General features: G+C 71.3%; 19 protein-coding genes. 9 read left to right on the forward strand and 10 right to left on the reverse strand.

Annotation, left to right across the window (positions count from 1 at the left end):
- Nucleotides 1-53 precede the first annotated feature (53 nt).
- Together AC54T1_RS08420 and AC54T1_RS08425 are read right to left on the reverse strand one after the other, a co-directional pair.
- Nucleotides 54-3,764 (reverse strand): nitrate reductase subunit alpha, encoded by a 3,711-nt coding sequence (locus AC54T1_RS08420; protein ID WP_496911657.1) that lies wholly within the window; start codon nucleotides 3,762-3,764, stop codon nucleotides 54-56.
- A gap of 68 nt (nucleotides 3,765-3,832) precedes the next feature.
- A complete protein-coding gene (locus AC54T1_RS08425; RefSeq protein ID WP_496911658.1) occupies nucleotides 3,833-5,086 on the reverse strand; it encodes an MFS transporter in 1,254 nt (417 codons plus the stop codon).
- Between the two features lie 350 nt (nucleotides 5,087-5,436).
- Between AC54T1_RS08425 and AC54T1_RS08430 the strand changes: the two genes are divergently transcribed.
- From AC54T1_RS08430 to AC54T1_RS08440, 3 genes are read left to right on the forward strand one after another with little or no spacing between them, the layout of a single operon-like run.
- On the forward strand, nucleotides 5,437-6,408 hold the full coding sequence (locus AC54T1_RS08430) for a putative F420-0 ABC transporter substrate-binding protein (RefSeq protein ID WP_496911860.1): 972 nt from the start codon (nucleotides 5,437-5,439) through the stop codon (nucleotides 6,406-6,408).
- 7 nt (nucleotides 6,409-6,415) lie between these two features.
- Nucleotides 6,416-7,543, forward strand: a complete 1,128-nt coding sequence (locus tag AC54T1_RS08435) for a putative F420-0 ABC transporter permease subunit (protein ID WP_496911659.1) — start codon at nucleotides 6,416-6,418, stop codon at nucleotides 7,541-7,543.
- Entirely contained in the window at nucleotides 7,540-8,379 is an 840-nt protein-coding gene (locus AC54T1_RS08440; RefSeq protein ID WP_496911660.1) for a putative F420-0 ABC transporter ATP-binding protein, read from the forward strand. Before AC54T1_RS08435 ends, AC54T1_RS08440 begins: the two co-directional genes overlap by 4 nt.
- 37 nt (nucleotides 8,380-8,416) lie before the next feature.
- Here the strand turns inward: AC54T1_RS08440 and AC54T1_RS08445 are convergent, their stop codons facing one another.
- Nucleotides 8,417-8,836: a CoA-binding protein gene (locus tag AC54T1_RS08445; RefSeq protein WP_484345230.1), complete on the reverse strand. Its 420-nt coding sequence runs from the start codon at nucleotides 8,834-8,836 to the stop codon at nucleotides 8,417-8,419.
- A 168-nt stretch (nucleotides 8,837-9,004) separates the two neighbouring features.
- Here AC54T1_RS08445 and AC54T1_RS08450 point away from each other — a divergent pair, with 168 nt between their 5' ends.
- Both AC54T1_RS08450 and AC54T1_RS08455 read left to right on the forward strand, forming a co-directional pair.
- Nucleotides 9,005-9,598 (forward strand): HhH-GPD-type base excision DNA repair protein, encoded by a 594-nt coding sequence (locus AC54T1_RS08450; RefSeq protein ID WP_496911661.1) that lies wholly within the window; start codon nucleotides 9,005-9,007, stop codon nucleotides 9,596-9,598.
- A gap of 66 nt (nucleotides 9,599-9,664) precedes the next feature.
- Nucleotides 9,665-10,714, forward strand: a complete 1,050-nt coding sequence (locus AC54T1_RS08455) for a zinc-dependent alcohol dehydrogenase family protein (protein WP_496911662.1) — start codon at nucleotides 9,665-9,667, stop codon at nucleotides 10,712-10,714.
- A gap of 10 nt (nucleotides 10,715-10,724) precedes the next feature.
- Here the strand turns inward: AC54T1_RS08455 and AC54T1_RS08460 are convergent, their stop codons facing one another.
- The 5 genes from AC54T1_RS08460 to AC54T1_RS08480 form a co-directional block, all read right to left on the reverse strand.
- Nucleotides 10,725-11,516: a coenzyme F420-0:L-glutamate ligase gene (locus AC54T1_RS08460; protein ID WP_496911663.1), complete on the reverse strand. Its 792-nt coding sequence runs from the start codon at nucleotides 11,514-11,516 to the stop codon at nucleotides 10,725-10,727.
- Nucleotides 11,513-12,511 (reverse strand): TIGR03557 family F420-dependent LLM class oxidoreductase, encoded by a 999-nt coding sequence (locus tag AC54T1_RS08465; RefSeq protein ID WP_484345224.1) that lies wholly within the window; start codon nucleotides 12,509-12,511, stop codon nucleotides 11,513-11,515. The genes AC54T1_RS08460 and AC54T1_RS08465 overlap by 4 nt, the downstream gene beginning before the upstream one ends.
- A 62-nt stretch (nucleotides 12,512-12,573) precedes the next feature.
- The gene (locus tag AC54T1_RS08470; protein ID WP_496911664.1) at nucleotides 12,574-13,296 is read right to left on the reverse strand and encodes a hypothetical protein; all 723 of its coding nucleotides are present in this window, start codon (nucleotides 13,294-13,296) and stop codon (nucleotides 12,574-12,576) included.
- Nucleotides 13,263-14,873, reverse strand: a complete 1,611-nt coding sequence (locus tag AC54T1_RS08475; protein ID WP_496911665.1) for a WXG100-like domain-containing protein — start codon at nucleotides 14,871-14,873, stop codon at nucleotides 13,263-13,265. Before AC54T1_RS08475 ends, AC54T1_RS08470 begins: the two co-directional genes overlap by 34 nt.
- Nucleotides 14,870-15,157 carry a hypothetical protein gene (locus tag AC54T1_RS08480; protein ID WP_484345221.1) on the reverse strand — a complete coding sequence of 96 codons (288 nt, stop codon included), beginning with the start codon at nucleotides 15,155-15,157 and terminating at the stop codon, nucleotides 14,870-14,872. Before AC54T1_RS08480 ends, AC54T1_RS08475 begins: the two co-directional genes overlap by 4 nt.
- Before the next feature lie 135 nt (nucleotides 15,158-15,292).
- On the opposite strand from AC54T1_RS08480, the gene valS reads away from it, so the two are divergent.
- The 4 genes from valS (at nucleotide 15,293) to AC54T1_RS08500 (ending at nucleotide 20,668) form a co-directional block, all read left to right on the forward strand.
- The gene (gene valS, locus AC54T1_RS08485; RefSeq protein ID WP_496911666.1) at nucleotides 15,293-18,016 is read left to right on the forward strand and encodes a valine--tRNA ligase; all 2,724 of its coding nucleotides are present in this window, start codon (nucleotides 15,293-15,295) and stop codon (nucleotides 18,014-18,016) included.
- Nucleotides 18,017-18,225: 209 nt separating this feature from the next.
- Complete coding sequence (locus AC54T1_RS08490) at nucleotides 18,226-19,014, forward strand: transporter substrate-binding domain-containing protein (protein WP_496911667.1); 789 nt, start codon at nucleotides 18,226-18,228, stop codon at nucleotides 19,012-19,014.
- Nucleotides 19,011-19,859 (forward strand): amino acid ABC transporter permease, encoded by an 849-nt coding sequence (locus AC54T1_RS08495; RefSeq protein ID WP_496911861.1) that lies wholly within the window; start codon nucleotides 19,011-19,013, stop codon nucleotides 19,857-19,859. The genes AC54T1_RS08490 and AC54T1_RS08495 overlap by 4 nt, the downstream gene beginning before the upstream one ends.
- Nucleotides 19,856-20,668 carry an amino acid ABC transporter ATP-binding protein gene (locus AC54T1_RS08500; RefSeq protein WP_496911668.1) on the forward strand — a complete coding sequence of 271 codons (813 nt, stop codon included), beginning with the start codon at nucleotides 19,856-19,858 and terminating at the stop codon, nucleotides 20,666-20,668. Before AC54T1_RS08495 ends, AC54T1_RS08500 begins: the two co-directional genes overlap by 4 nt.
- 89 nt (nucleotides 20,669-20,757) lie before the next feature.
- Here AC54T1_RS08500 and AC54T1_RS08505 read toward each other — a convergent pair whose 3' ends face one another.
- Nucleotides 20,758-21,972 carry a baeRF2 domain-containing protein gene (locus tag AC54T1_RS08505; RefSeq protein WP_496911669.1) on the reverse strand — a complete coding sequence of 405 codons (1,215 nt, stop codon included), beginning with the start codon at nucleotides 21,970-21,972 and terminating at the stop codon, nucleotides 20,758-20,760.
- 154 nt (nucleotides 21,973-22,126) lie between these two features.
- On the reverse strand, nucleotides 22,127-23,407 hold the full coding sequence (gene clpX / locus AC54T1_RS08510) for an ATP-dependent Clp protease ATP-binding subunit ClpX (RefSeq protein WP_484345216.1): 1,281 nt from the start codon (nucleotides 23,405-23,407) through the stop codon (nucleotides 22,127-22,129).
- Nucleotides 23,408-23,546: the final 139 nt, after the last annotated feature.

A 23,546-nucleotide genomic window follows, 5' to 3' on the forward strand; every position in this document is an offset into this window, starting at 1 on the left:
CCTGTGCGTGCGGTCCCGTCCGGTCCGCCCTGTCGTTCCCGTGCGGCTGCGCATCAGTACCGGACCTCCTGGGACCGTCGGCGGATCATCGTGACCTCGTCACGCTGGTTGCCGGTGGGGCCGATGTAGTTGAAGGCGTACGAGAGCTGCGCGTAGCCGCCGATGAGATGGCTGGGCTTGATGAGCAGCCGGGTGAGGGAGTTGTGCATGCCACCACGCCTGCCTGTGGTCTCGGTCAGCGGGACGTCGATGAGGCGGTCCTGCGCGTGGTACATGTACACCGTTCCCTCCGGCATCCGGTGGGAGACGATCGCTCGCGCGACGACCACACCGTTGCGGTTGACGGCCTCGATCCAGTCGTTGTCCTTGATGCCGACCTTGGCCGCGTCCCGGCTGCTCACCCAGATGGCCGGGCCTCCCCGGGAGAGGCTGAGCATGAGGAGGTTGTCCTGGTACTCGGAGTGGATCGACCACTTGTTGTGGGGGGTCAGGTACCGGACGGTGAGGCCGAGCTCGCCTGTGCTCCCGATCTCGGGTTCCCCGAAGAGCGCCGGCATGTTGAGCGGCGGGCGGAACACCGGGAGGTTCTCCCCCACCTCCGACATCCAGTCGTGGTCGATGAAGAACTGCTGACGGCCGGTGAGGGTGTGCCAGGGCTTGAGGCGCTCGACGTTGATCGTGAACGGCGAGTACCGGCGTCCGCCGGCCTCGCTCCCGGACCACTCCGGCGAGGTGATCACGGGCACCGGAGCGACCTGGGTGTCGCGGAAGGTGACCTGCTTCCCCTCGTGCTCGGCAGCGAGGTCGGCGAGCCGCATGCCCGTCCGTTCCTCGAGCGTGCGGAAGCCCTGGACGGCGAGCCGACCGTTGGTGGTCCCGGACAGGGCGAGGATCGCCTCGCACATGTCCGTGTCCCGGGCCAGGGACGGTCGCCCCGCGCCGACGCCGGTGCGCACGGTCCCGTTCTTCCGCCGCAGGTAGTCGACCTCCTCGCCCACGCGGAACGTCACGCCCTTCGTCGTCTCGCCGAGGGTGTCGACGAGCGGGCCCAGCGCGGCCATCTTCTGCGCGACCGCCGGGTAGTCGCGCTCGACCACCGTGAGCTTCGGCATCGTCACGCCGGGGACGGGGTCGCAGTCGCCCGCGGCCCAGTCCCGGACCCGCCCGTGGGGCGTCGCGAGCTCGTCCGGTGTGTCGTGCGCGAGAGGTGACGCGACGACGTCCTGGCGGACACCCAGGTGCTCGACGGACAGCTCGCTGAACCGCTGGGCCAGCGCGGCGAAGGCGTCGAAGTCCGTCCTGCTCTGCCAGGGCGGGGCGATGGCCGGCGAGAAGGAGTTGATGAAGGGGTGCATGTCCGTCGAGCTGAGGTCGTGCTTCTCGTACCACGTCGCCGCTGGGAGGACGATGTCCGAGAAGAGCGTCGTGCTCGTCATCCGGAAGTCGAGCGAGAGCAGGAGGTCGAGCTTGCCCTTCGGGGCCTCGTCTCGCCAGACGACGTCGCGGGGACGCGCCTGCGGCGGTGCCTCGGTCGCCCGGACGGAGGCGTCGGTCCCCAGGAGGTGCTTGAGGAAGTACTCACCACCCTTGCCGGAGCTCCCCAGGAGGTTGGCCCGCCAGACCGTGAGCACCCGCGGGAAGTTCTCGGGCGCGTCCGGGTCCTCGCAGGCGAACCGCAACCTGCCCGCCGCGAGCTCGCGGGGGACGTACTCGGTGACCGGCAGCCCTGCCTCCGCCGCGTCGTCGGCGAGATCGAGCGAGCTGCGGTCGAAGGTCGGGTAGGACGGCATCCAGCCGAGTCGCGCGGACTGGGCGAGCACGTCGGCTGTGCTCCGTCCGGCGAATGCCCCCGTGCCCGCCGCGGATGCCACCGTGTCTGCGCTGAACGCGTCGTAGCGGTACTGGTCCGTGTGCAGGTACCAGTAGGCGGTCTGGATCATCTGGCGTGGCGGCCGCACCCAGTCGAGCGCGTTCGCGAGCTGCGCGTACCCCGTGATCGGCCGCACCTTCTCCTGGCCCACGTAGTGCGCCCACCCGCCGCCGTTGACGCCCTGGCACCCCGTGAGGGTCGTGAGCGTGAGGAACGTCCGGTAGATCGTGTCGGAGTGGAACCAGTGGTTGGTGCCGGCGCCCATGATGATCATCGAGCGTCCGCGGGACTCCTCCGCGTTCGTCGCGAACTCGCGCCCGATGCGCTCGGCCTTCCCCGCGGGGACGCCGGTGATCGTCTCCTGCCACGCGGGGGTGCCGGGCTGGCTCGGGTCGTCGTAACCCGTGGGCCACTGCCCGGGCAGCCCGGGGCGCCCCACGCTGTACTGGGCGAGCAGGAGGTCGAACACGGTGGTCACGAGGTGTCCCCCGACCCGCCGCACCGGGACCCCGCGGTGCGCGAGCTCGCCGTGCCCGTCCGGCGCGTCGAACCGGGGCAGGTCGACCGCGACCGTCCCCGCGTCGTCCGTGGCCGCCGCGTAGAGGGTGAGGACCGGGTCGACGTCCCCCAGGTCGAGGTTCCAGCGCCCGGCGCCCTCCTCGGCGAAGCGGAACCCCAGCGAACCACCCGGCACCACGGGCGAGCCCGTGGTGGCGTCGAGCAGGACCGTCTTGAACTCCGCGTTCGCGTCCGTCTCGCCGAGGTCGGAGGCTGTGAGGAACTTGTCGGGGACGTACGCGCCCGCCCGCTCGACGAGGCGCACGAGGAACGGCAGGTCCGTGTAGCGCTTGACGTAGTCGGTGAAGTACGGGACCTGCCGGTCCACGAAGAACTCCCGGAGCGTGACGTGCCCCATGGCCATCGCGAGGGCGCCGTCCGTGCCGGGCTGGGCCGCGAGCCACTCGTCGGCGAACTTCACGTTGTCCGCGTAGTCCGGGGACACCGCCACGACCTTCTGGCCCCGGTACCGGGCCTCGGCCATCCAGTGCGCGTCCGGTGTCCTCGTCACGGGGAGGTTCGAGCCCCACATGATGAGGTAGCCGGCGTCCCACCAGTCCCCGGACTCGGGGACGTCGGTCTGGTCCCCGAACACCTGGGGGGACGCGACCGGAAGATCGGCGTACCAGTCGTAGAAGGAGAGCATCGGTGCCCCGATGAGGGAGTAGAACCGCGAGCCGGCCGCGTGGGAGACCATCGACATCGCCGGGATCGGCGAGAACCCGGCCAGGCGGTCGGGACCGTACGTCTTGATGCTGTACACGTGTGCGGCGGCGGCCATCTCGACTGCCTCGTCCCACGTCGCCCGGACGAGGCCCCCCTTCCCGCGCACCGCCTTGTACCGTCGCGAGCGCACCGGGTCCTCGACGACGTCGCCCCAGGCGAGGACGGGGTCCGTGAGGCGCGCCCTCGCCTCGCGGTACATCTCGAGCAGGGCACCGCGCACGTACGGGTACCGCACCCGCGTAGGCGAGTACGTGTACCAGGAGAACGCGGCCCCGCGTGGGCAGCCCCGGGGCTCGTACTCGGGGCGGTCCGGCCCCACGCTCGGGTAGTCGGTCTGCTGGGACTCCCACGTGATGATCCCGTCCTTGACGTACACCTTCCACGAGCACGACCCCGTGCAGTTGACGCCGTGCGTGGAGCGCACGACCTTGTCGTGGCTCCACCGGTCCCGGTAGAAGCTATCCCCGTCGCGACCCCCGATCTCGTGGAGCGTCCGCAGGTCCTGGGACACCTCCTGCGGCTGCAGGAACCGCCGGGTCCGCAGCAGTGCGTCCGTGAGCGCGTCCCCGAGCCCGGCGCGTCCGGGCCCCTCGGTCTTCTCGGTCGTCATCCGGATCTGTTCCTCTCCGCCGTCCCGCGGCGCACGTGGTGGTCGTGCCGTGCTCGAGCTCGTCCAGGTCAGCCAGCCGGTGGTCGCGCCTCCCCCCGGGTCGCCCGCCGGACGGGTCCCAGGGTGAGCGCCGTGACGGCGACCGCGGTGAGGGCGAGCAGGATGAACCCGACCGTGTACGCGCCCGTGGCCTCGTAGATCGCTCCCATGACGAGCGGCGGGAAGAACCCCCCGAGACCCCCCGCCGCGCCGACGAGCCCCGTGACGGACCCGACCGAGTCGGGAGGCACGACCTTCGCGACGAGGGCGAAGCACGCTCCGGACGTAGCGCCCAGGACGGCGGCCAGCCCGAGGAACGCGACGGAACCGGCCGGCAGGAGCTCCAGACGCAGTGCTGCGAGGAGCGAGAGGGCCGCCGCGAGGGAGCAGCAGACAACGAGCACGGGAACGGGGTTCCACCGGTCTGACAACCACCCACCGACCGGTCGGGCGATCACGGCCAGGATGATGAACCCGGCGGTGCGGAACGCTGCGTCGGAGCGGGTGAGCCCGTAGTCCGTCGTGAGGTAGGTGGGCAGGTAGACGCTGAACGCCACGAACCCTCCGAACCCGAGCGCGTAGATGAGGGACAGCTGGACGGTTGCGGGCATCCGCGCCGTACGCACCGTCGCGCGCAGGAACGACCCCTCGGGTGGCCGCGGCGGGGTGGCGTCCCGCAGGAGCACCCACGCCGCGACGGCGTACGCGACGAGGAGCACGGCCACGAGCACGAACGGGGCGGCGCTCCCCAGGGTGTCCGCGAGGGACACGGTCGTGAACGCGGCGACCGCGGTACCGGCGGTGCCCATGCCGAACAGTCCGAGTGCGGTGCCCCGGCGCTCGGGGGCGAACCACTTGTTGACGAACGGGACGCCGATCGCGAAGCTCGTGCCACCGAGCCCGAGGAAGAACCCGCCGAGCAGGAGCATGGGGTAGCTCTCCGCGACGAGCCCGACGAAGAGGACGGGCACCATCGTGCACAGGCTCACCACCGGGAACATGCGCCGGGCGCCGTACCTGTCGGTGAGCGCCCCTACGGGGATCCGTCCGAGCGACCCGACGATGACCGGCACGGCCACGGCGATCGAGACCTGCACCGGCCTGAGGTCCATCTGGTCCTCGTAGGTCGAGGCGAGAGGGCTGATGAGCGACCACGCCCAGAAGTTCACGAGGAACCCGAGGGTGGCCATGACGAGCATGAGCGTCGGGCTCCTGCTCGCACCGTCGCCGCCCCGAGCAACCTCGGAGGAGCGCGCGCTCGGATGGTCGGGCGACGCTGCCATGTCCGCCTCCTGCCGGAGTCCCCAAAAGCGTATTTTGTACACTAACCGGCACGGACCGGACGCGCCCGAGCAGCGAGCCCGTCCTCGGTATCCACGACGAGGACTCCCTCTGCCACGCCCGCACCACGATCCGTCGACATCGGCGTGCATGAGCGCACGCAGGTAGACTCCACGGTGATCCCGAACCCCGATCTGGTCCGGTGCGCGACTCCTGCTTGAGCCGCTGATCTCCGCGCGCAGCTGCCGCGCCCCACGTCGTCGCTCCCCGACCACCGGAGATCTCCGTGACCCCTGTACGACCCCCGCGGGCGCGCGCCGCCCGCGGCGCGGCTCTCGCCACAGCCCTCGCCATGACCCTCACGCTCTCGTCCTGCGCGGGCGACGAGTCGGCTGCGACCCCGTCGGAGCCCGCTCCAGCGGGCGGCTCCACGACCTTCCCGCTCACGCTCGACAACTGCGGGGTCGACACCACCGTCGACGCACCGCCGGAGCGGGTCGTGACGATCAAGTCGAGCACCACAGAGACGCTCCTCGCGCTCGGGCTCGGCGACCGGATCGTCGCCACCGCCTACCCCGACGGACCCGTCGCCGACTGGCTGGCCGACGCTGCGGCGGACAACCCGGCGATCGCCACGCCCCTCTCCGACAAGGTGCCCGGCGCAGAGGCGGTCCTCGAGACGGAGCCCGACCTCGTGTACGCGGGATGGGAGTCCAACCTCACCACCGAGGGCGCCGGAGACCGGGCCACCCTGCAGTCGCTCGGCGTCGCCACGTACGTCTCGCCCTCGGCGTGCAAGGACCCTGCCTACCAGCCCGCGCCCCTGACGTTCGACGACGTCTTCGCCGAGATCACCGAGGTCGGGCAGATGTTCGACGCCACCCAGGCCGCCGCCGAGCTCGTCGCCGAGCAGCGCGTCGAACTCGACGGCGTCGTGCAGGACGACCGCGGGCTGACCGCGCTGTGGTACTCGTCCGGCTCGGACATCCCGTACGTCGGCGGTGGCATCGGCGCCCCCGCGATGATCATGGACGCTGTCGGCCTGGAGAACGCCGCCGCGGGCATCGAGGACACGTGGGGCCCGTACTCGTGGGAGGAGGCCATCGCCGCCGACCCCGACGTGCTCGTCCTCGTCGACTCCGCGTGGAACTCCGCAGAGAAGAAGATCGGCGTCCTGGAGTCCAACCCGGCGACGGCCAACCTCACGGCCGTCCGCGAGGAGCGTTACCTCGTCGTGCCCTTCGCCGCGACCGAGGCCGGCGTCCGGAGCGTCTCGGCCGTCGTGGACCTCACAGCCCAGCTCGCAGCGATCGACACGGAGTGACGCGCGCGTGACTGCCACCCAGACGCCCGCCGTCGACCGGGCCACCCGCCCGGACGGCGGCGCGCCCTCGGGGTCACGGCGTCCCGGTGGACCGGTGGGGAGCGCCGGCGGGGCGTCGCGGATCCCGCCAGCGGCGTGGCTCGCGAGCGCCACGCTCGCGCTCGTCGCGACCGTGCTCCTGGCCGTGACCGTGGGACCCGCCGACATCAGCGTCCCTGACGTGTGGCGGTCGATCCTCACGCACGTCGGGCTCGGGGACCTGCTGGGCCTCAGCGACGTCCCCCTCCTCCAGGACGGGACCGTCTGGCAGCTGCGCCTCCCCCGGGTCCTCACCGCGGCCGCCGTGGGCGCGGGCCTCGCCATCTGCGGGGTCGTCATGCAGTCCCTCACCCGGAACCCGCTCGCCGACCCCTACCTCCTGGGACTGTCCTCCGGGGCGTCCCTCGGCGCCGTCCTCGTCCTCGTCCTCGGGGTCACGGTCCTGCTGCCCGTCGCCGCGTTCACGGGAGCAGTGCTCGCCCTCGTGGTGGCCCTCGCGCTCGCGGGAGCGCTCGGCCGGATCACCGCGACGCGGACGATCCTCGCCGGGCTGGCCGTGAGCCAGCTGTGCGCCGCAGGGACGTCGTTCGTCATCTTCTGGTCGGCGACGGGCGACTCCTACCGCGAGATCCTCTCGTGGCTCATGGGTTCGGTCGCCGGGGCGACGTGGACCTCGGTCGCCATCGCAGCCGGTGCCGTCCTCGTCGTCGGCACGCTCCTCGCATCGACCGGCTCCGTGCTCGACGCGTTCACGTTCGGAGACACGGCGGCCGCGACGCTCGGCCTGTCCGTCAACCGCACGCGGTGGGCGCTGCTCGTCGGGGTCGCGCTCCTCACCGGAGCGCTCGTGTCCGTCTCGGGATCGATCGGGTTCGTCGGCCTCATCCTCCCGCACGCCGTCCGCCTCGTCACAGGTGCCCGGCACCGACTGCTCCTGCCCCTGTCCGGACTGTGCGGCGCGACCTTCCTCGTGTGGGCGGACACCGCGGCCCGCACGGTCTTCGCGCCACGGGAGCTGCCTGTCGGGATCGTCACCGCCGCCATCGGGGCGCCGGTGTTCGCACTCGTGCTGTGGCGCAGCCGGCGGTCCCTGTGAGGGGGCGCCCGGCACCCCGGGCCACCGTCGCCACGGGCACGGACAGGCCGGCGAGCCGCTCCGGGGCGCTCACTGCGTCCCGGGTGTCCTGGTCCGTGGAGGGGCGCCTCATCATCGACGGGGTCGACTGCACCGCTCCTGCCGGTGCCGTCACGGGGCTCCTCGGGCCGAACGGCTCCGGCAAGTCGAGCCTGCTCCGGCTGGTGGCCGGGGTCGAGGCGCCGGAGTCCGGTGCGGTGACGCTCGCGGGGCACGACCTCCTGTCGACACCCCGCCGCGAGCGCGCACGGGTCGTCGCGTTCGTCGAGCAGGATGCTGGGACGGAGCTGGCGCTCACGGTGCTCGACGCCGTCCTCCTCGGTCGGATCCCGCACCGGTCGCTGCTCTCCGGCGACAGCGAGCGTGACCGGGAGGTCGCCCGGGCAGCACTCGACCGCGTCGGCGCGTCCGAGCTCGCCGGGCGTGACCTGTCGACGTTGTCCGGTGGTGAACGTCAACGGGTGCACGTCGCCCGCGCCCTCGCCCAGGAGCCCCGTGTCCTCCTGCTCGACGAGCCGACGAACCACCTCGACATCGCGGCGCAGCTCGCGACGATGGACCTGCTGACCTCGCTCGCGGCGGACGGTGTGACGGTTCTCGCCGCCCTGCACGACCTCAACCTCGCCGCAGGCTCGTGCGACCACGTCGTCCTCCTGTCCGGAGGCACGGTGGCCGCTGCCGGTGCCGTGTCGGACGTGCTCGTCCCGGACGTGCTCGATCGGGTCTACGGGGTGCGCACGCAGGTCCTCACGCACCCCGCCACCGGTCGCCCCGTCCTCACGTTCGCTGGTCGCTGAGCCTGTTCCTGCTCGCCGACGCGCCGGAGCGCGGACCCTAGGTGTCGAGACCGAGCCGAGGCACCTCGATGGCCGGGCACGTGTCCATGACGACGTCCAGTCCGGCGTCGGCCGCGCGGGCGGCCGCCGCCTCGTCGATGACGCCCAGCTGGAGCCAGACGGTCGTCGCGCCGACGGCGATCGCCTGGTCGACGACGTCTCCGGCGAGCTCGGAGCGGACGAACACGTCGACGACGTCGATCTCCCCCGGGACGTCGGCGAGGTGCGCGTAGCCCGTCGCGCCGTGGACCGTCTGCGCCTTCGGGTGCACCGGGACGATGTCCATCCCGAGGTTCTGGAGGTACGCGCCGATGCCATAGGCGACACGGTCGCGGTTGTCAGAGAGTCCGACGACCGCCCATCGGCCCGGCGTGGTGAGCAGGCGGCGGATCACGGCGTCGTCGTTGGTGTGCGTCATGGTCCTACGACACCACATCCGGGTCGCGTTCGGGCTCCGTCGCCTGCGTGGTCCGCCGGCTGACCACGAGCACGCGGGTCGCGGCGACGAACCCACCTCTGTCTCTCGTGCGCCGACCCTGCCCGGGCGTGCAGAGCGAAGGTCGGACGGCGCTGCGATGATGTGGGGATGAGCACCCCAGACCTGTGGCTCACCGGCGACCCGGAGGCCGACCACCTGCTCACGAGCGACCCGTTCGCGCTGCTCGTCGGGATGCTCCTCGACCAGCAGGTGACGATGGAGAGCGCCTTCGCGGGGCCGTCGAAGATCGCCCAGCGGATGGGAGGTCTGGATGTGCGCGCCGTCGCCGACGCAGACCCGGACGAGTTCGCCTCGCTCTGCTCGACACCCCCCGCGGTGCACCGCTACCCCGGCTCGATGGCGGGTCGCATCCAGGGTGTCGCCCGGGCGCTCGTCGACACGTACGACGGTGATGTCACCCGGCTGTGGACCGACGGCGATCCCGACGGCGCCGAGGTGCTCCGGCGCCTCAAGGCGCTGCCCGGCTTCGGCGACCAGAAGGCGCGCATCTTCCTCGCTCTGCTCGGGAAGCAGTACGGCGTCCGGCCGGCTGGCTGGCGAGAGGCCGCGGGACCATACGGGGACGAGGATGCCCGACGCTCGATCGCCGACGTCACGGACCCGACGAGCCTCGCCGAGGTCCGCGCGACCAAGCAGGCGGCGAAGGCCGCAGCGCGAGCAGCGAAGTCCGCGAAGGGCTGACCCACGCACGGCGGCTCGGGTCTCCGGCCGAGCGTCAGGTCAGGTCACTCCCTAGACTCGACAACCATGCGCGCAACAGTGATCCACGGTCCCGGCGACATCCGACTCGACGACGTCGCGGAGCCCCGTCTCGTCCTGCCGGGAGACGCGGTCGTGCGTGTCGTGGCGGCCTGCGTGTGCGGATCGGACCTGTGGCCCTACCGCGGCGTGACACCCACCGACGAGCCCAGGGCCATCGGGCACGAGTTCGTCGGCATCGTCGAGCAGGTGGGCGACGACGTGTCGCGGGTGCGGGTGGGCGACTTCGTCATCGCGCCCTTCTACTTCTGCGACAACACGTGCCTCAACTGCCGTAACGGCGTGAGCACGTCGTGCCTCACGGGCGGGTGGTGGGGCTCGACGGACCGCGACGGTCACCCGGTGCAGGGTGCGCAGGGCGAGCGGGTCCGCGTCCCGCTCGCGGACGGCACCCTCGTCGCGACGCCCGAGGTGCCCGACGACGCGCTCGTGCCGAGCCTCCTCACGCTTGCCGACGTCATGGGCACCGGGCACCACGCGGCCCTCTCGGCCGGCGTGACGACGGGCAGCACGGTCGTGGTCGTGGGCGACGGTGCCGTCGGACTGTGTGCCGTGCTCGCCGCGAAGCGTCTCGGCGCCTCGCGCATCGTCGCCATGTCGCGCCATGCCGACCGGCAGGCCATCGCCCGCGAGTTCGGTGCGACCGACGTCGTCGCGGAGCGCGGCGACGAGGGAGTGGCGCGGATCAAGGAGATGTTCGACGGGATCGGGCCGGACTGCGTGCTCGAGTGCGTCGGCACCGCCGAGTCGATGGACCAGGCGATCCGCTCGGCCCGGCCGGGCGGGATGGTCGGGTACGTCGGCGTGCCGAACGGTGGCCCCGAGCTCCCCGTCCGGACGCTGTTCAACACGAACGTCGGGGTGAACGGCGGCGTGGCGCCCGTCCGCGGGTACGTCGAGGAGCTGCTGCCCGAGGTGCTCTCGGGGGCCATCAACCCGGGGCGGGTGTTCGACCTCGAGCTCCCGCTCGCGGAGGTGGCACAGGCGTACGCCGCGATGGACGAGCGGCGCGCCACGAAGGTGCTCCTGCGGCCCTGACGACCGGGCCTCAGGCTCCCGCGCGGCCGTCCGCGACACCGCGCGCGTACGCCTCGGCCGAGCCCTCGGCGAAGAGGTCGGCCGCGCCGAGCCGGACGAGCACACGTGCACCGGGCCCGTCGTCGGGCGTCGTGAGGTGCGCCAGGCCGCGGACGACCGCGACAGGTCGGCCGGACGTCTTGCCCTTGACGAGCTCCGCTGCCGCCGCGATCTCGTCGGCCACCGCGGTCACCGTCACGCTGAGCGGCCGACCATGCGTGTCTACCGAGCCACGGTCGTCGACCAGCGGACGCAGACCCGCGACGCCGATCGCGAGATCCGTGAGGCCGTCGCGCCACGGCCGGCCGGCCGTGTCCGTGATGACGACGGCGACCTCGGCACCGAGCCGCTCGCGCAGCCCGGCGCGCAGGCGCCGCGCCGAGGCGTCCGGGTCCAGGGGCAGGAGCAGCACTGTGCCCTCCGGAGTGTTCGACGCATCCACGCCCGCCGCAGCCATGACGAGTCCGAGCCGGTTCTCGACGATGCGCAGCGGCGGGCCGTCCGGCCGCTCCCGGGTCGCGACGACGCGCACCGTCTCCGCGGTGATGGCGGCCTCGCGGTCCTGCGCGGCGACGACGCGACCCTCGGCCTTGGAGACGATCTTGCTCGTGACGACGACGACGTCGCCGTCGACCAGCTCCGGACACGCCCCCGCGACGAGAGCGGAGAGATCGTCACCCGCGACGACCTCGGCGATGCCGTCCGGGGCCCAGACGCGGTAGCCCGCGTCCGGGCCGTCGGACGACGTGACGGGACCAGTCACCGGGAGAGCTTCGGCAGCACGTCCCGCCCGAAGACGTCGATCCACTCGCGCTGGTTGCGGCCGACGTTGTGCAGGTAGATGCGGTCGAAGCCGAGGTCTACGTACTTCTGGATGTTCGCGCGGTGCACGTCGGGGTCGGACGAGATGACCATGCGCCCCTCGAAGTCCTCGGGGCGCACGAGCTTGGCGATCTGCTCGAACTCGAACGGCGAGCGGATGTCGGCCTTCGGGAACTTCATGCCGCCGTTGGGCCACTCGGTCATGGCGTTGACCATGGCCTCCTCGTCGGTCTCGGCCCACGACAGGTGGATCTGGAGAACCTTGGGCATCGACCCGGGGTCACGGCCGGACTCGCGGACGCCGTCGTCGAACTTGCCGAACAGCATGGAGATCTTCTCGAGCGGGGCGCCGACGGTGATGAGACCGTCCGCATGCTTGCCCGCGCGCTTGGCGGTCACCGGACCGGCGGTCGCGACGAGGATCTCCGGCGCCACCTCCGGCATCGTCCACAGTCGCGTCGACTCCATCTTGTAGAACGGCCCCGTGTGCTTGACGTCCTTGCCCGCCAGCGACGCCGTGAAGAGCTTCTTGATGATGTCGATCGCCTCGAACATGCGGTTGATCCGCTCGGGCGCCTCGGGCCAGTACTGGCCGATGATGTGCTCGTTGAGCGCCTCGCCGGACCCGAGGCCGAGCCAGTGCCGGCCGGGGTACATCGCGGCGAGCGTCGCGGACGCCTGCGCGACCATCGCGGGGTGCCACCGGAAGGTCGGAGCCGTCACCCCAGGGCCGATGTCCCCCCGCGTGCGCTCCCCCAGCGCGGACAGGACGTTCCACACGAACGCGCTCTGCCCCTGCTGGGGCACCCAGGGCTGGAAGTGGTCCGCCGCCATGACGCCGCTGAACCCCTGCGTCTCTGCGTACTCGGAGAGGGCGACGATGTCGGTCGGGTGAAACTGCTCGAGCATGGCGGCATAGCCGATGGTCAGATCCATGGACCAACCCTAGACGCTCGGGCGCGGACCGCTCGGGGAGCGACCCGGTCCCACGGGATGCCTCATCCGACCTCGGTCCGCGCCTCCCGCTCCCTGTCTTCCCTCGCCTTGTCCGCCTCGTCGAGGATCCCCTCCTCGGTGAGGGGGACCGGAGTGCCCAGAACCTCCGGTCCGTCCCCACCCAGGCACGGGAGCTCGTCGACGTCCACGGCGGGGCTGTGTGCGGGAGGCGCCTCGTCGAGGTGGTAGAGCGTGTACGCGGCGACGGTGACGTCGACGGACGACGCCGCTCCGACGAGGTGCGTGTCAGGTCCGCTCGGGAGCACCGTGACACGTGCGAACGCCGGAGCGTCGTCCAGCTCACGCACAAGGTGCAGCTGGAGGGCGGAGGCGCGGCCGTTCGTGCCACCGGCCTGTCCCTGCTCGTCCGGCGCACCGGGGCAGATGCCGAAGACCGGCGTCCAGCCCGCCGACCGCGCGGCCGCGAGCTCCTCGGCAGCCGCGGCCGCGACCGTCCGTGCGCGCGACTCCTCGAGGATGGCGCCCGGTCGCTCGTAGGGCTGGTACGGTCCCACGGCCGGCCCCCCCGACGTCGTAGCGACGGGGGTGAACCAGAGTGTCGCCCGGAGCGAGCCGAGACGCGCGTCGTCGAGGTCGGTCGGCGGCTCCGCCGCGGAGAAGCACCCCGCGAGCAGGAGCACCATGGGCGCCGCGGCCACGAGCGCCCGGCCCCGCGCGGACGTCCCCCGCGTCACGGGACGACCGCCGCCCAGACCCGCGGCCACGACCCAGCATCGTCGAGCTCGTCACCGCCGGCGACGAACCCGTCCGCGCTCACCGTCTCGACGGTGCCCGTCGCCGGGTTGAAGAGCTCGAGAGCGCCGTCCGGCGTGCGCCCCACGGCGAGCACGACATGACGCGGTGCACTGTCGGAGCCGGTGTACAGCGGCACCGGACGACCGCTGTCCACCGCACGCGCAACGTCGTCGTAGGTCTGCCGCGCGTCGTCGGGCGAGTCGGTGTCGACCATGCTGACGTGGTAGGGCGTCCCGGGGATCCCGGCGCCGTTGTTCATCTCCTCGCTCGCACCCCACGGCGGTGTGCCCAGCGCAGTGGGCCACGGCAGCTTCGTGCCGAGGAACGGTGGGACGACGACGTCCGCCGACCGGTCGACGGCGGAGTTGGTCCGTGCCTGGACCCTCGTCTCCTCCTCGGCGAACCGTTCAGCGATGCCCGCGGAGGTCGATCCGGCCGGGTCCGTCGTCCCGGTCGTCGCGTCGTAACCATCCAGCAGGTGCAACGCGTAGACCGGGTCGGCGAGCATGCGAGCGACGATGAGGGACGCCGAGCCGCAGGTCGTGTCGGTGGCTTGCTGCAGCACGGGCACGCCGTCCGCCGTCCGCTGCCTCGACACCAGGCTCGACGTCGGGTCGAGCACCGCGGCGAGCGCCTCCGGATCCCTCTCCCCGATCCGGTCGGCGAAGCGTACGAGCGTGGCCGGGTCCGCACCGCCCGCGAGCGCCGCGAGGATCCATGCCCGGTGCTCCGGACCTGGGGCGCCGGCCAGGACCCCGTCGACGACCGTCCGCGCGCCAGCCGGCAGGGCGTCGTACGCCTCCTGCGCGCGGCGAGCCGTGTCTCCGACGAGGGGCCGTGTCTCGAGTCCCGATGGCCCGGCGAGGTTGATGACGTCGACGGCGCTGAGACCGACCACGCCGTCCGGGAACGGCATCCTGTCGATGACGGTGTCGAAGGTGCGATCGCACGCCTGCGCAGCGTCGAGCGCCCCGGAGTACGCGTCGACTGCGGCGCGGATCGCGTCACCCACGTCCCCGACGAGTCCGCGGATCATGTCAGGGACGTCCCACGGTGCACAGGGCCGGATCCGGGACCCGGCCGACCGGAGGTGGTCAGCGACCTCGGCGTGCCGGGCACGCGCCGTGGTGAGCTCCTCGGAGTACACGGTCAGCGCCCGTGCCGCCTGTCCCGCGAGCTCTGCTGCCTCGTCGACGAGGCCACCGAGAACCTGGACGGAGTCCGTGCAGGCTTGCGCCGCTTCTCCGGTCCAGACCTGGGGGACGTGCGAGCGCTGGGTGGTCAGCCAGTCGGCGACGGCGTCGAGCGCCGCGCGGAGCTCCACCCAGGTCGTGGCGGCGGCATCCGCTGCGGCCGGGTCCCCCGGGGGCACCTCGGTCATGAGGTCCCAACCACGGTTGACGAGATCCCACAGTGCCGAGAGATTGTCGAGGATGTCGCGGGGGTCGAACGAGAAGCCGAGCGACCGGACGTCATCCGCGAACGCCCACAGGTCACGGATGCGCGCCCTCCAGTCGAGCGCGGACAGGACCGGGACCTGCGTCACGGCCGGACCCCCGTGAAGACGACGGCCTGGTCGTCGTCGCCCGCACGGTAGGCGGCCGCGCAGGCATCGATCTTCTGCGAGATCTCCGCCAGCGCGCCTGCGGCGGTGGCCAGGCCACCCTGCCAGCGCTCGACCGCCGCATCGTGGCGACCCGAGGCCGTGCCCAGGTCAGCCCCCGCGGCAGCACGGTGGGACAGTGCCGCCGTACGGACCCTCTCCCGGGAGGCAGCCACGGAATCCGCCAAGCTGTCGAGGCCCGCCTCGTCCACCCAGAACTCGCTCATACGTCCCCCGCCGCCCCGCGGCGCCGTCGACGCCGTCGCACGTCCGATGCAACCACCCCCCGCACCGGGACGCGATGGGGAGAAGTTCCCCGGGCGTGCACGCGCTGACCCGTGCGTCTGGAAAGATGGTGGCCCATGAGCTCATCTCCTGACGCCGCTGTGCCCGCAGACTCCTCCCAGGCGCAGGAGCGCCGCACGCACCTCGTCGCGACGGTCCGCCAGGTCCCGGACAAGGTCAGCCTGGACGGCCTCGAGCAGCGGTGGGACGCGGGCTGGTCCGAGCAGGGCACCTACGCGTTCGACCGCACCGCGGAGCGCTCAGGCGTCTTCTCGATCGACACTCCCCCGCCGACCGTCTCGGGCTCGCTGCACGTGGGCCATGTCTTCAGCTACACGCACACCGACGTCGTCGCGCGCTTCCAGCGCATGCGCGGGAAGTCGGTGTTCTACCCGATGGGGTGGGACGACAACGGCCTGCCCACCGAGCGCCGGGTGCAGAACTACTACGGGGTGCGGTGCGACCCGTCGCTGCCGTACGTCGAGGGTTACGAGCCCCCGCTCCAGGGCGCCGAGGGCAAGAGCGTCAAGGCTGCCGACCAGCAGCCCATCAGCCGCAAGAACTTCGTCGAGCTGTGCGAGCGGCTCACCGCCGAGGACGAGCAGCAGTTCGAGGCGCTGTGGCGCTACCTCGGCCTGAGCGTCGACTGGTCGCACCACTACCAGACCATCGGCCGGTCGGCCCAGGCCGTCGCACAGACCGCCTTCCTGCACAACCTCGCCCGTGGTGAGGCGTACCAGGCCGAGGCGCCCGGGCTGTGGGACGTGACCTTCCAGACGGCCGTCGCGCAGGCCGAGCTCGAGGCGCGCGACTACCCCGGCCACTTCCACAAGGTCGCCTTCCACGCTGCGGACGAGACGGGAACACCCGTCGTCATCGAGACGACGCGTCCGGAGCTGCTGCCGGCGTGCGTCGCCCTCATCGCCCACCCGGACGACGAGCGCTACCAGCACCTGTTCGGCACGACGGTCCGCTCCCCCCTGTTCGACGTGGAGGTGCCCGTCCTCGCGCACCCCGCCGCCGAGCCCGACAAGGGTGCGGGCATCGCGATGTGCTGCACCTTCGGCGACCTCACCGACGTGCAGTGGTGGCGCGAGCTGCAGCTGCCGACACGCTCCGTCCTCAACCGCGACGGACGGATGACGCGCGACGTGCCGGAATGGATCACCTCGGAGCGCGGGACCGCCCTCTTCGGCGAGCTCGTCGGCCGCACGACGTTCGCCGCCCGCACCGCCGTCGTCGACGCCCTGCGCGAGTCCGGCGATCTTCTGGGCGAGCCGGTCGCGACCCAGCGCAAGGCCAACTTCTTCGAGAAGGGCGACAAGCCGCTCGAGATCGTCACCAGCCGCCAGTGGTACATCCGCAACGGCGGGCGCGACGCCGAGCTCAACGCTGCGCTCCTCGCGCGCGGCGACGAGCTGAACTTCCACCCGGAGTTCATGGCCGTCCGCTACAGCAACTGGGTCGGGGGCCTCAACGGGGACTGGCTCGTCTCCCGCCAGCGGTTCTTCGGTGTGCCGATCCCGGTGTGGTACCCCGTCGACGCCGCCGGTGAGCCGCAGTGGGATGCGCCGATCGTGCCCGACGAGGCGTCGCTGCCCATCGACCCGTCCTCTGACGTGCCCGCCGGCTACACGGCGGACCAGCGCGGCCAGGCCGGCGGGTTCATCGGCGACCCCGACATCATGGACACGTGGGCGACGTCCTCGCTCACGCCGCAGATCGCGGGTGGGTGGCTCACAGACCCGGACCTCTTCTCGCGTGTGTTCCCCATGGACCTGCGCCCCCAGGGTCAGGACATCATCCGCACCTGGCTGTTCTCGACCGTCGTCCGCTCGCACCTCGAGCACGGCTGCCTGCCCTGGAGCGACGCAGCGATCTCGGGGTGGATCCTCGACCCCGACCGCAAGAAGATGAGCAAGTCCAAGGGCAACGTCGTCACCCCCATGGGCCTGCTCGAGGAGCACGGCTCCGACGCCGTCCGCTACTGGGCCGCGTCCGCGCGGCTCGGGACTGACGCCGCGTTCGAGATCGGTCAGATGAAGATCGGCCGCCGACTCGCGATCAAGATCCTCAACGCGAGCAAGTTCGCGCTCTCCTTCGCCGGTGAGGGCGAGGTGTCGCTCGACCCGTCCCTCGTCACGGAGCCGCTCGACCGGGCGATGCTCGCCGGCCTCGCCGACGTCGTCGAGCGGGCCACCGCCGCGCTGGTCGCCTACGACCACACGCGGGCCCTCGAGGTCTCCGAGACGTTCTTCTGGACGTTCTGCGACGACTACCTCGAGCTCGTCAAGGACCGTGCCTACGGGGCGGGCGCCACCGACCCGTCCGCCGAGACGCTCTCCGCGCGCGCCGGCCTGGCCATCGCGCTCGACACGCTCCTACGCCTGTTCGCGCCCGTCCTGCCCTTCGCGACCGAAGAGGTGTGGTCGTGGTGGCGGGAGGGTTCCGTGCACCACGCCACGTGGCCCGTCAGCGACGGGCTGCGCGCAGCGGCCGGCGACGCAGACCCGGCGGCGCTCACCGCGGCCGGCCACGCCCTGGCGGTCCTGCGCAAGATCAAGTCCGAGGCCAAGGTCTCCATGCGCACACCGCTGCTCGCGGTGGAGCTCGCCGTCCCCGCAGCCGCCCGCGACGCCGTCGCCTCGGCCGTCGTGGACCTGCGCGGCGCCGGGCGGGTCACCGGCGAGCTCGTGCTCTCCGAGGGTCAGGGCGACCCGGCCGTGCAGGGCGGCATCGTCGTCGTGCACAGCGAGCTCGGCGAAGCGGAGGCGAAGCAGCCGCGTCAGCCGCGCGCCTGAACCTTGCGTACCCCGTCCATCCGCTCACATAGTGGAAACATCCGGGCGGTACGGTGCCGTTCGCCGAGGTCCGGCGGCGGAACCCTGGTGGGCGACCGTCGAGATTCTCGTCAGAGCCCACCCGTGCCGCTGGCTGGCCCTGGTCCGTCGGACGCACCCCGCGCCGCCGGCCAGCGACCACTGCCGTCCCCATACTCACGAGGAGTCCCATGCACACCCCCCGCCTGACCGTCGCCGCCCTCGCGGCCACCACCCTGCTCCTTGCCGGCTGCAGCTCCGACGACTCCGGCTCGACGACGGAGTCCGACGCCGGGTTCACGCCCGTCACCGCCGGCACCCTCACGGTCTGCACGAACGTCCCGTACGAGCCGTTCGAGTTCGAGCAGGACGGTGAGATCGTCGGCTTCGACATCGCGATCGTCCAGGAGGTCGCCTCCGACCTCGACCTCGAGCTCGCGACGGTCGCCTCACAGTTCGACGCCATCGAGTCCGGTGCGGCACTCGAGTCGGGCCAGTGCGACCTCGTCATCTCCGCGCTGACCATCACCGACGAGCGCGCCGCGAACCTCGCGCTCTCGGACCCGTACTTCGACGCCGACCAGGGCCTGCTCGTCCCCGCCGGTTCCGAGCTCGAGACGGTGGAGGACCTCGCGGACGCGACGGTCGGTGTCCAGGTCGCGACCACGGGTCTCGCCTGGGCCCAGGAGAACGGCATCGCCACGCGGGAGTACGACGACATCGGGCTCCAGGTCAGCGCGCTGCAGTCGGGCGAGGTCGATGCGGTCATCAACGACGTCGCAGCGCTCGGGCCGTTCGTGGCCGAGGGCTACGAGGTCGCGGCGAACTTCGCGACCGGCGAGCAGTACGGCATGGGTGTCCAGAAGGACAACACCGAGCTGCTCGACGCCGTCAACGACACCCTCCAGCGGATCGAGGGGGACGGCACCTACGACGCGATCTACACGGAGTGGATCGGCCTGTCGCCCGACGAGAGCTGAGCATCGTGGAGACAACTTCCACCACCACCGCGCCCGCGACCCCGCGGGCGCGGTGGAGCCCCCGCAAGCGGGCGCGTGCGTCCCGCGCCGTCCAGTACGTCATCCTGCTCGTGGTGCTCGTCGTCGTGCTCACCTCGCTCGACTACGACCGCATCGGTGAGTCGATCTTCAACGTCGAGGCTGCGCGCGCACTCCTGCCGGACGTCCCGCACGCCCTGAAGAACACTCTCGTCTACACCCTCGGTGCGTTCGCCGTCGGGCTGAGCCTCGGCATCGTCCTCGCCCTCATGCGGTTGTCGACCGTCGCGGTCTACCGGTGGCTGGCGACGGCGTACATCGAGTTCTTCCGGGGCATCCCGGCGCTCCTCGTCGTCCTGTCGTTCGCGTACGCGGTACCGATCGCGCTCGGGATCCGCATCGAGTCCTTCACGCTCAAGGCCTCGCTCGCGCTCGGTGTCGTTGCCGCCGCGTACATCGCTGAGACCATCCGGGCCGGTATCCAGGCCGTGCCGAAGGGACAGGTGGAGGCCGCCCGGTCGCTGGGCATGTCGCACACGCGGACCCTGGTGACGGTCGTCATCCCGCAGGCGTTCCGCATCGTGCTGCCGCCGATGACGAACGAGATCATCCTGCTGACGAAGGACACCTCGCTCGTGTTCCTCATGGGCCTCAGCGGATCACAGCTCGAGCTGACGAAGCTCGGCCGTGACGCACTGACGAGCGGCGGCGGCGGCGGGCTCACCGGGCTCTTCGTCATCGGGATCGCCTACCTGTGCATCACCATCCCGCTGGGACTCCTCGCGCGGATGCTCGAACGCTGGACCGGCAAGGGAGCACGCCGATGACCGACACGCCCGCTGCCACGGTGACCGACGACGCCGCGACCGAGGGGGCAGCGCCCGTCATCGAGATCCGCGGCCTCCGCAAGTCGTTCGGCGACGTCGAGGTCCTGCGCGGCATCGACCTCGACGTGGCACCGGGTGAGGTCGTGTGCGTGATCGGCCCGTCCGGCTCCGGCAAGTCGACGTTGCTGCGCTGCGTCAACCAGCTCGAGGAGGCCACGGCCGGGACCGTCACGGTGCTCGGTACCGAGATCACCGACCCCGACGTCGACATCGATCGTGTCCGGCGGCGGGTGGGCATGGTCTTCCAGCAGTTCAACCTCTTCACGCACCAGACGGTGCTGCAGAACTGCGTCGTCGCCCAGCGGAAGGTCCTGCGCCGGTCGCGTGCCGAGGCCGAGAAGACCGCCCTCGCCAACCTTGCCCGCGTCGGGCTCGCCGACAGGGCCGGCGCCCACCCGTCCCAGCTCTCCGGGGGCCAGCAGCAGCGCGTCGCGATCGCCCGCGCGCTGAGCATGGACCCCAGCCTCATGCTGTTCGACGAGCCGACGTCGGCGCTCGACCCGGAGCTCGTCGGCGACGTGCTCTCCGTCATGCGGGCTCTTGCCGACGCGGGCATGACGATGCTCGTCGTCACCCACGAGATGGCGTTCGCCCGTGAGGTCGCGGACCGGGTGGTGTTCATGGACGGTGGCGTCATCGTCGAGGAGGGCGATCCCGAGAAGGTCATCGGGGCCCCGACGCACGCCCGGACCCGCGCGTTCCTCGAGCGCGTGCTCGACCCGACGAACCAGCCGCCCACCGCAGACTGACACGTGCCGACGAGGAGGAACGCCGTGCGGCGTTCCTCCTCGTCGGCACTCCTGCCCCCACCATCGGGACGCGGGGCCAGCGCCGATGCTCAGCCGACGTCGCGCAGTCGCCCGGAGTCCGACGAGAGGCTCGGCACGCCCGTGTCGCTGGGGGTGCTCAGGTCGTGCCACCGCAGGACGGCACCCACCCCGTCCGGAAGGTCGACGCTCTCGTCCTCCGCGAACGTCAGGCCGGCGTCCTGACCGAGAGCCGCCCGCACGAGTGCGACGTCGGCACGCACCTGCCGCCCACCCTCGGTCACGCCGATGTCCGCGAGCTCCTCCTGGGTGGAGGCGATCTGCAGGACCTCAGGGCCGATCCACAGCATCTGGTCGCCGAGGCGGTCGGCGGAGTGCGCCTCCGAGTAGTAGAAGATCAGCTCGGACACCTGACCACGCTGGAGGACGGACACGACGTCGGCGAGGCTCGACACCGCTGCCCCGTCCCGCCCGTGCTCCTGGCGGAACCGGTCGAGGACGACGTCGCGACGGCGCGCACGGAACTCCTCGAGCACGACGTCGAGCCGGTCACGGAACACGTCGTCCTTGACGCCGTCGTTCCGCGAGCCACCGGGTACCTCGACGACCAGCTCCTTGGCCTTCTTCCCGAGCGCACCGCACACGAGAGCGACTGCCCGCACGTCCCCGGTGAGGATGACGAGCTCCGGGTCCTGGACCTCGACGAGCCGGTCGATCTGTGCTGCGACGGCCTCCGCGTTGCGCTCCCACGAGTCCTCGGCGCGGTTCTCGAGCCGCCGGTGCGCCCAGCCGCCCGCGCTCGCCTTGGTCAGCTCGTCGTGCCCGCCGGTCACCGAGGCACGGCGGATCTCCTCGAGGCTGCCCCCGAGAGCACGCGCGGAGTCGACGAACGTGAGGTCAGCGCCTTCCCGGTTCACCTCGACGACGAGCCGGGCCACGGACTCGTCCGCCGCGTGGGCGGCGGGCAACAGGCACGGGAGCGGCCCGTGGGCCGCCTCGTCCCGGACGGGCGGGTTGACGAGGATCTTGTCGATGACGATCTCACCCTCGGCCGCGACGACGAACCTGCCGTGCGGTCCGGCGACCCGGGTGGGTCGCAGCAGGGTGGCCCCCAGCTCCTCGAGCAGGTCCTGCTGGGCGCCCTGGCGCTCCAGCGTCCGCCGCAACCCCTTCCATCGGTTCTCGACCTCTAGGTCTGAGGACTCACCCGCGCGGGTGGCGTCCATGTACACCGCGGTGAACGGTTCTTTACGGCCGATGAGGGGCTTGAGCCAGTCGATCTTCATCCGGTCACACCTCGAAATCTCGTGGGAGGTGGGCCGCACGCCGCCGGATCACGGACCCGCGACGACGTGTAGCCCGGGACCCTTCCACCCTCTGTCAGAAGCGCCCCGCATGCCAGTCGGCATGCGGGGCGGATCCATCAGTCTCACTCTACGATCACGCGCTCTTCTCGCGGGGCGCGCCCTTCGAGCGCTGCTTGCGCGGCACGAGCGTGGGGTAGACGTTCTCGAGCACGACCTCCCGGTTGACCACGACGCGCTCGACGTCGTCGCGGCTCGGGACCTCGAACATCACCTGCTGGAGGACCTCTTCCATGATGGCTCGGAGCCCACGGGCCCCGGTTCCCCGCAGGAGCGCCTGGTCCGCGATGGCCGACACGGCGTCGTCGGTGAACTCGAGCTCCACGCCGTCGATCTCGAACATCCGCTGGTACTGCTTGACGAGCGCGTTGCGCGGCTCCGTGAGGATGCGGACGAGCGCCTCCTGGTCGAGCGGCGTCACCGTGGTGATGACGGGAACCCGACCGATGAACTCGGGGATGAGCCCGAACTTCAGCAAGTCCTCCGGCATGACGTCGTCGTACGCCTCTGTGTCATCGGCGGAGTGCAGGGGCGCTCCGAAGCCGATCCCGTGCTTGCCAGCCCTCGAGGAGATGATCTCCTCGAGGCCCGCGAAGGCTCCGGCGACGATGAACAGGACGTTCGTCGTGTCGATCTGGATGAACTCCTGGTGGGGGTGCTTGCGTCCGCCCTGGGGCGGGACCGACGCCGTCGTCCCCTCGAGGATCTTCAGCAGCGCCTGCTGCACGCCCTCCCCCGACACGTCCCGCGTGATCGACGGGTTCTCCGACTTCCGGGCGATCTTGTCGACCTCGTCGATGTAGATGATCCCGGTCTCGGCCTTCTTCACGTCGTAGTCGGCGGCCTGGATGAGCTTGAGGAGGATGTTCTCGACGTCCTCGCCCACGTAGCCGGCCTCGGTGAGCGCCGTGGCGTCAGCGATGGCGAACGGGACGTTGAGCATCTTCGCGAGGGTCTGCGCCAGGTACGTCTTCCCGCAGCCGGTCGGGCCGATGAGCAGGATGTTCGACTTCGCCAGCTCGACCTGCCCCGCCTCGTCACCGACCGAGCGCGCTGTGGAACCCGCCTGGATCCGCTTGTAGTGGTTGTACACCGCGACGGCCAGGGACTTCTTGGCGCCGCTCTGGCCGATGACGTACTCCTCGAGGAAGTCGAAGATCGCCCGCGGCTTGGGGAGCTCGACCATGCCGGTCTCCGCCGCCTCGGTGAGCTCTTCCTCGATGATCTCGTTGCAGAGGTCGATGCACTCGTCGCAGATGTACACCCCAGGTCCCGCGATGAGCTTCTTGACCTGCTTCTGGGACTTCCCGCAGAAGGAACACTTCAGCAGGTCCGCACCATCACTGATTCGGGTCACTGCGCTCTCCTCCCGGTTCGCCTCGGACGAGGCGGGTTGCGGCTCGTGCCACGTTCCCGACGGACGGCACCGTCGCGACAGTATGTGTCACACCATTGCACACCACCGGGGCGCCGATGTCAGCATGGCGCTCCGGTGG

Source organism: Sanguibacter sp. Z41_6, from assembly GCF_059621145.1.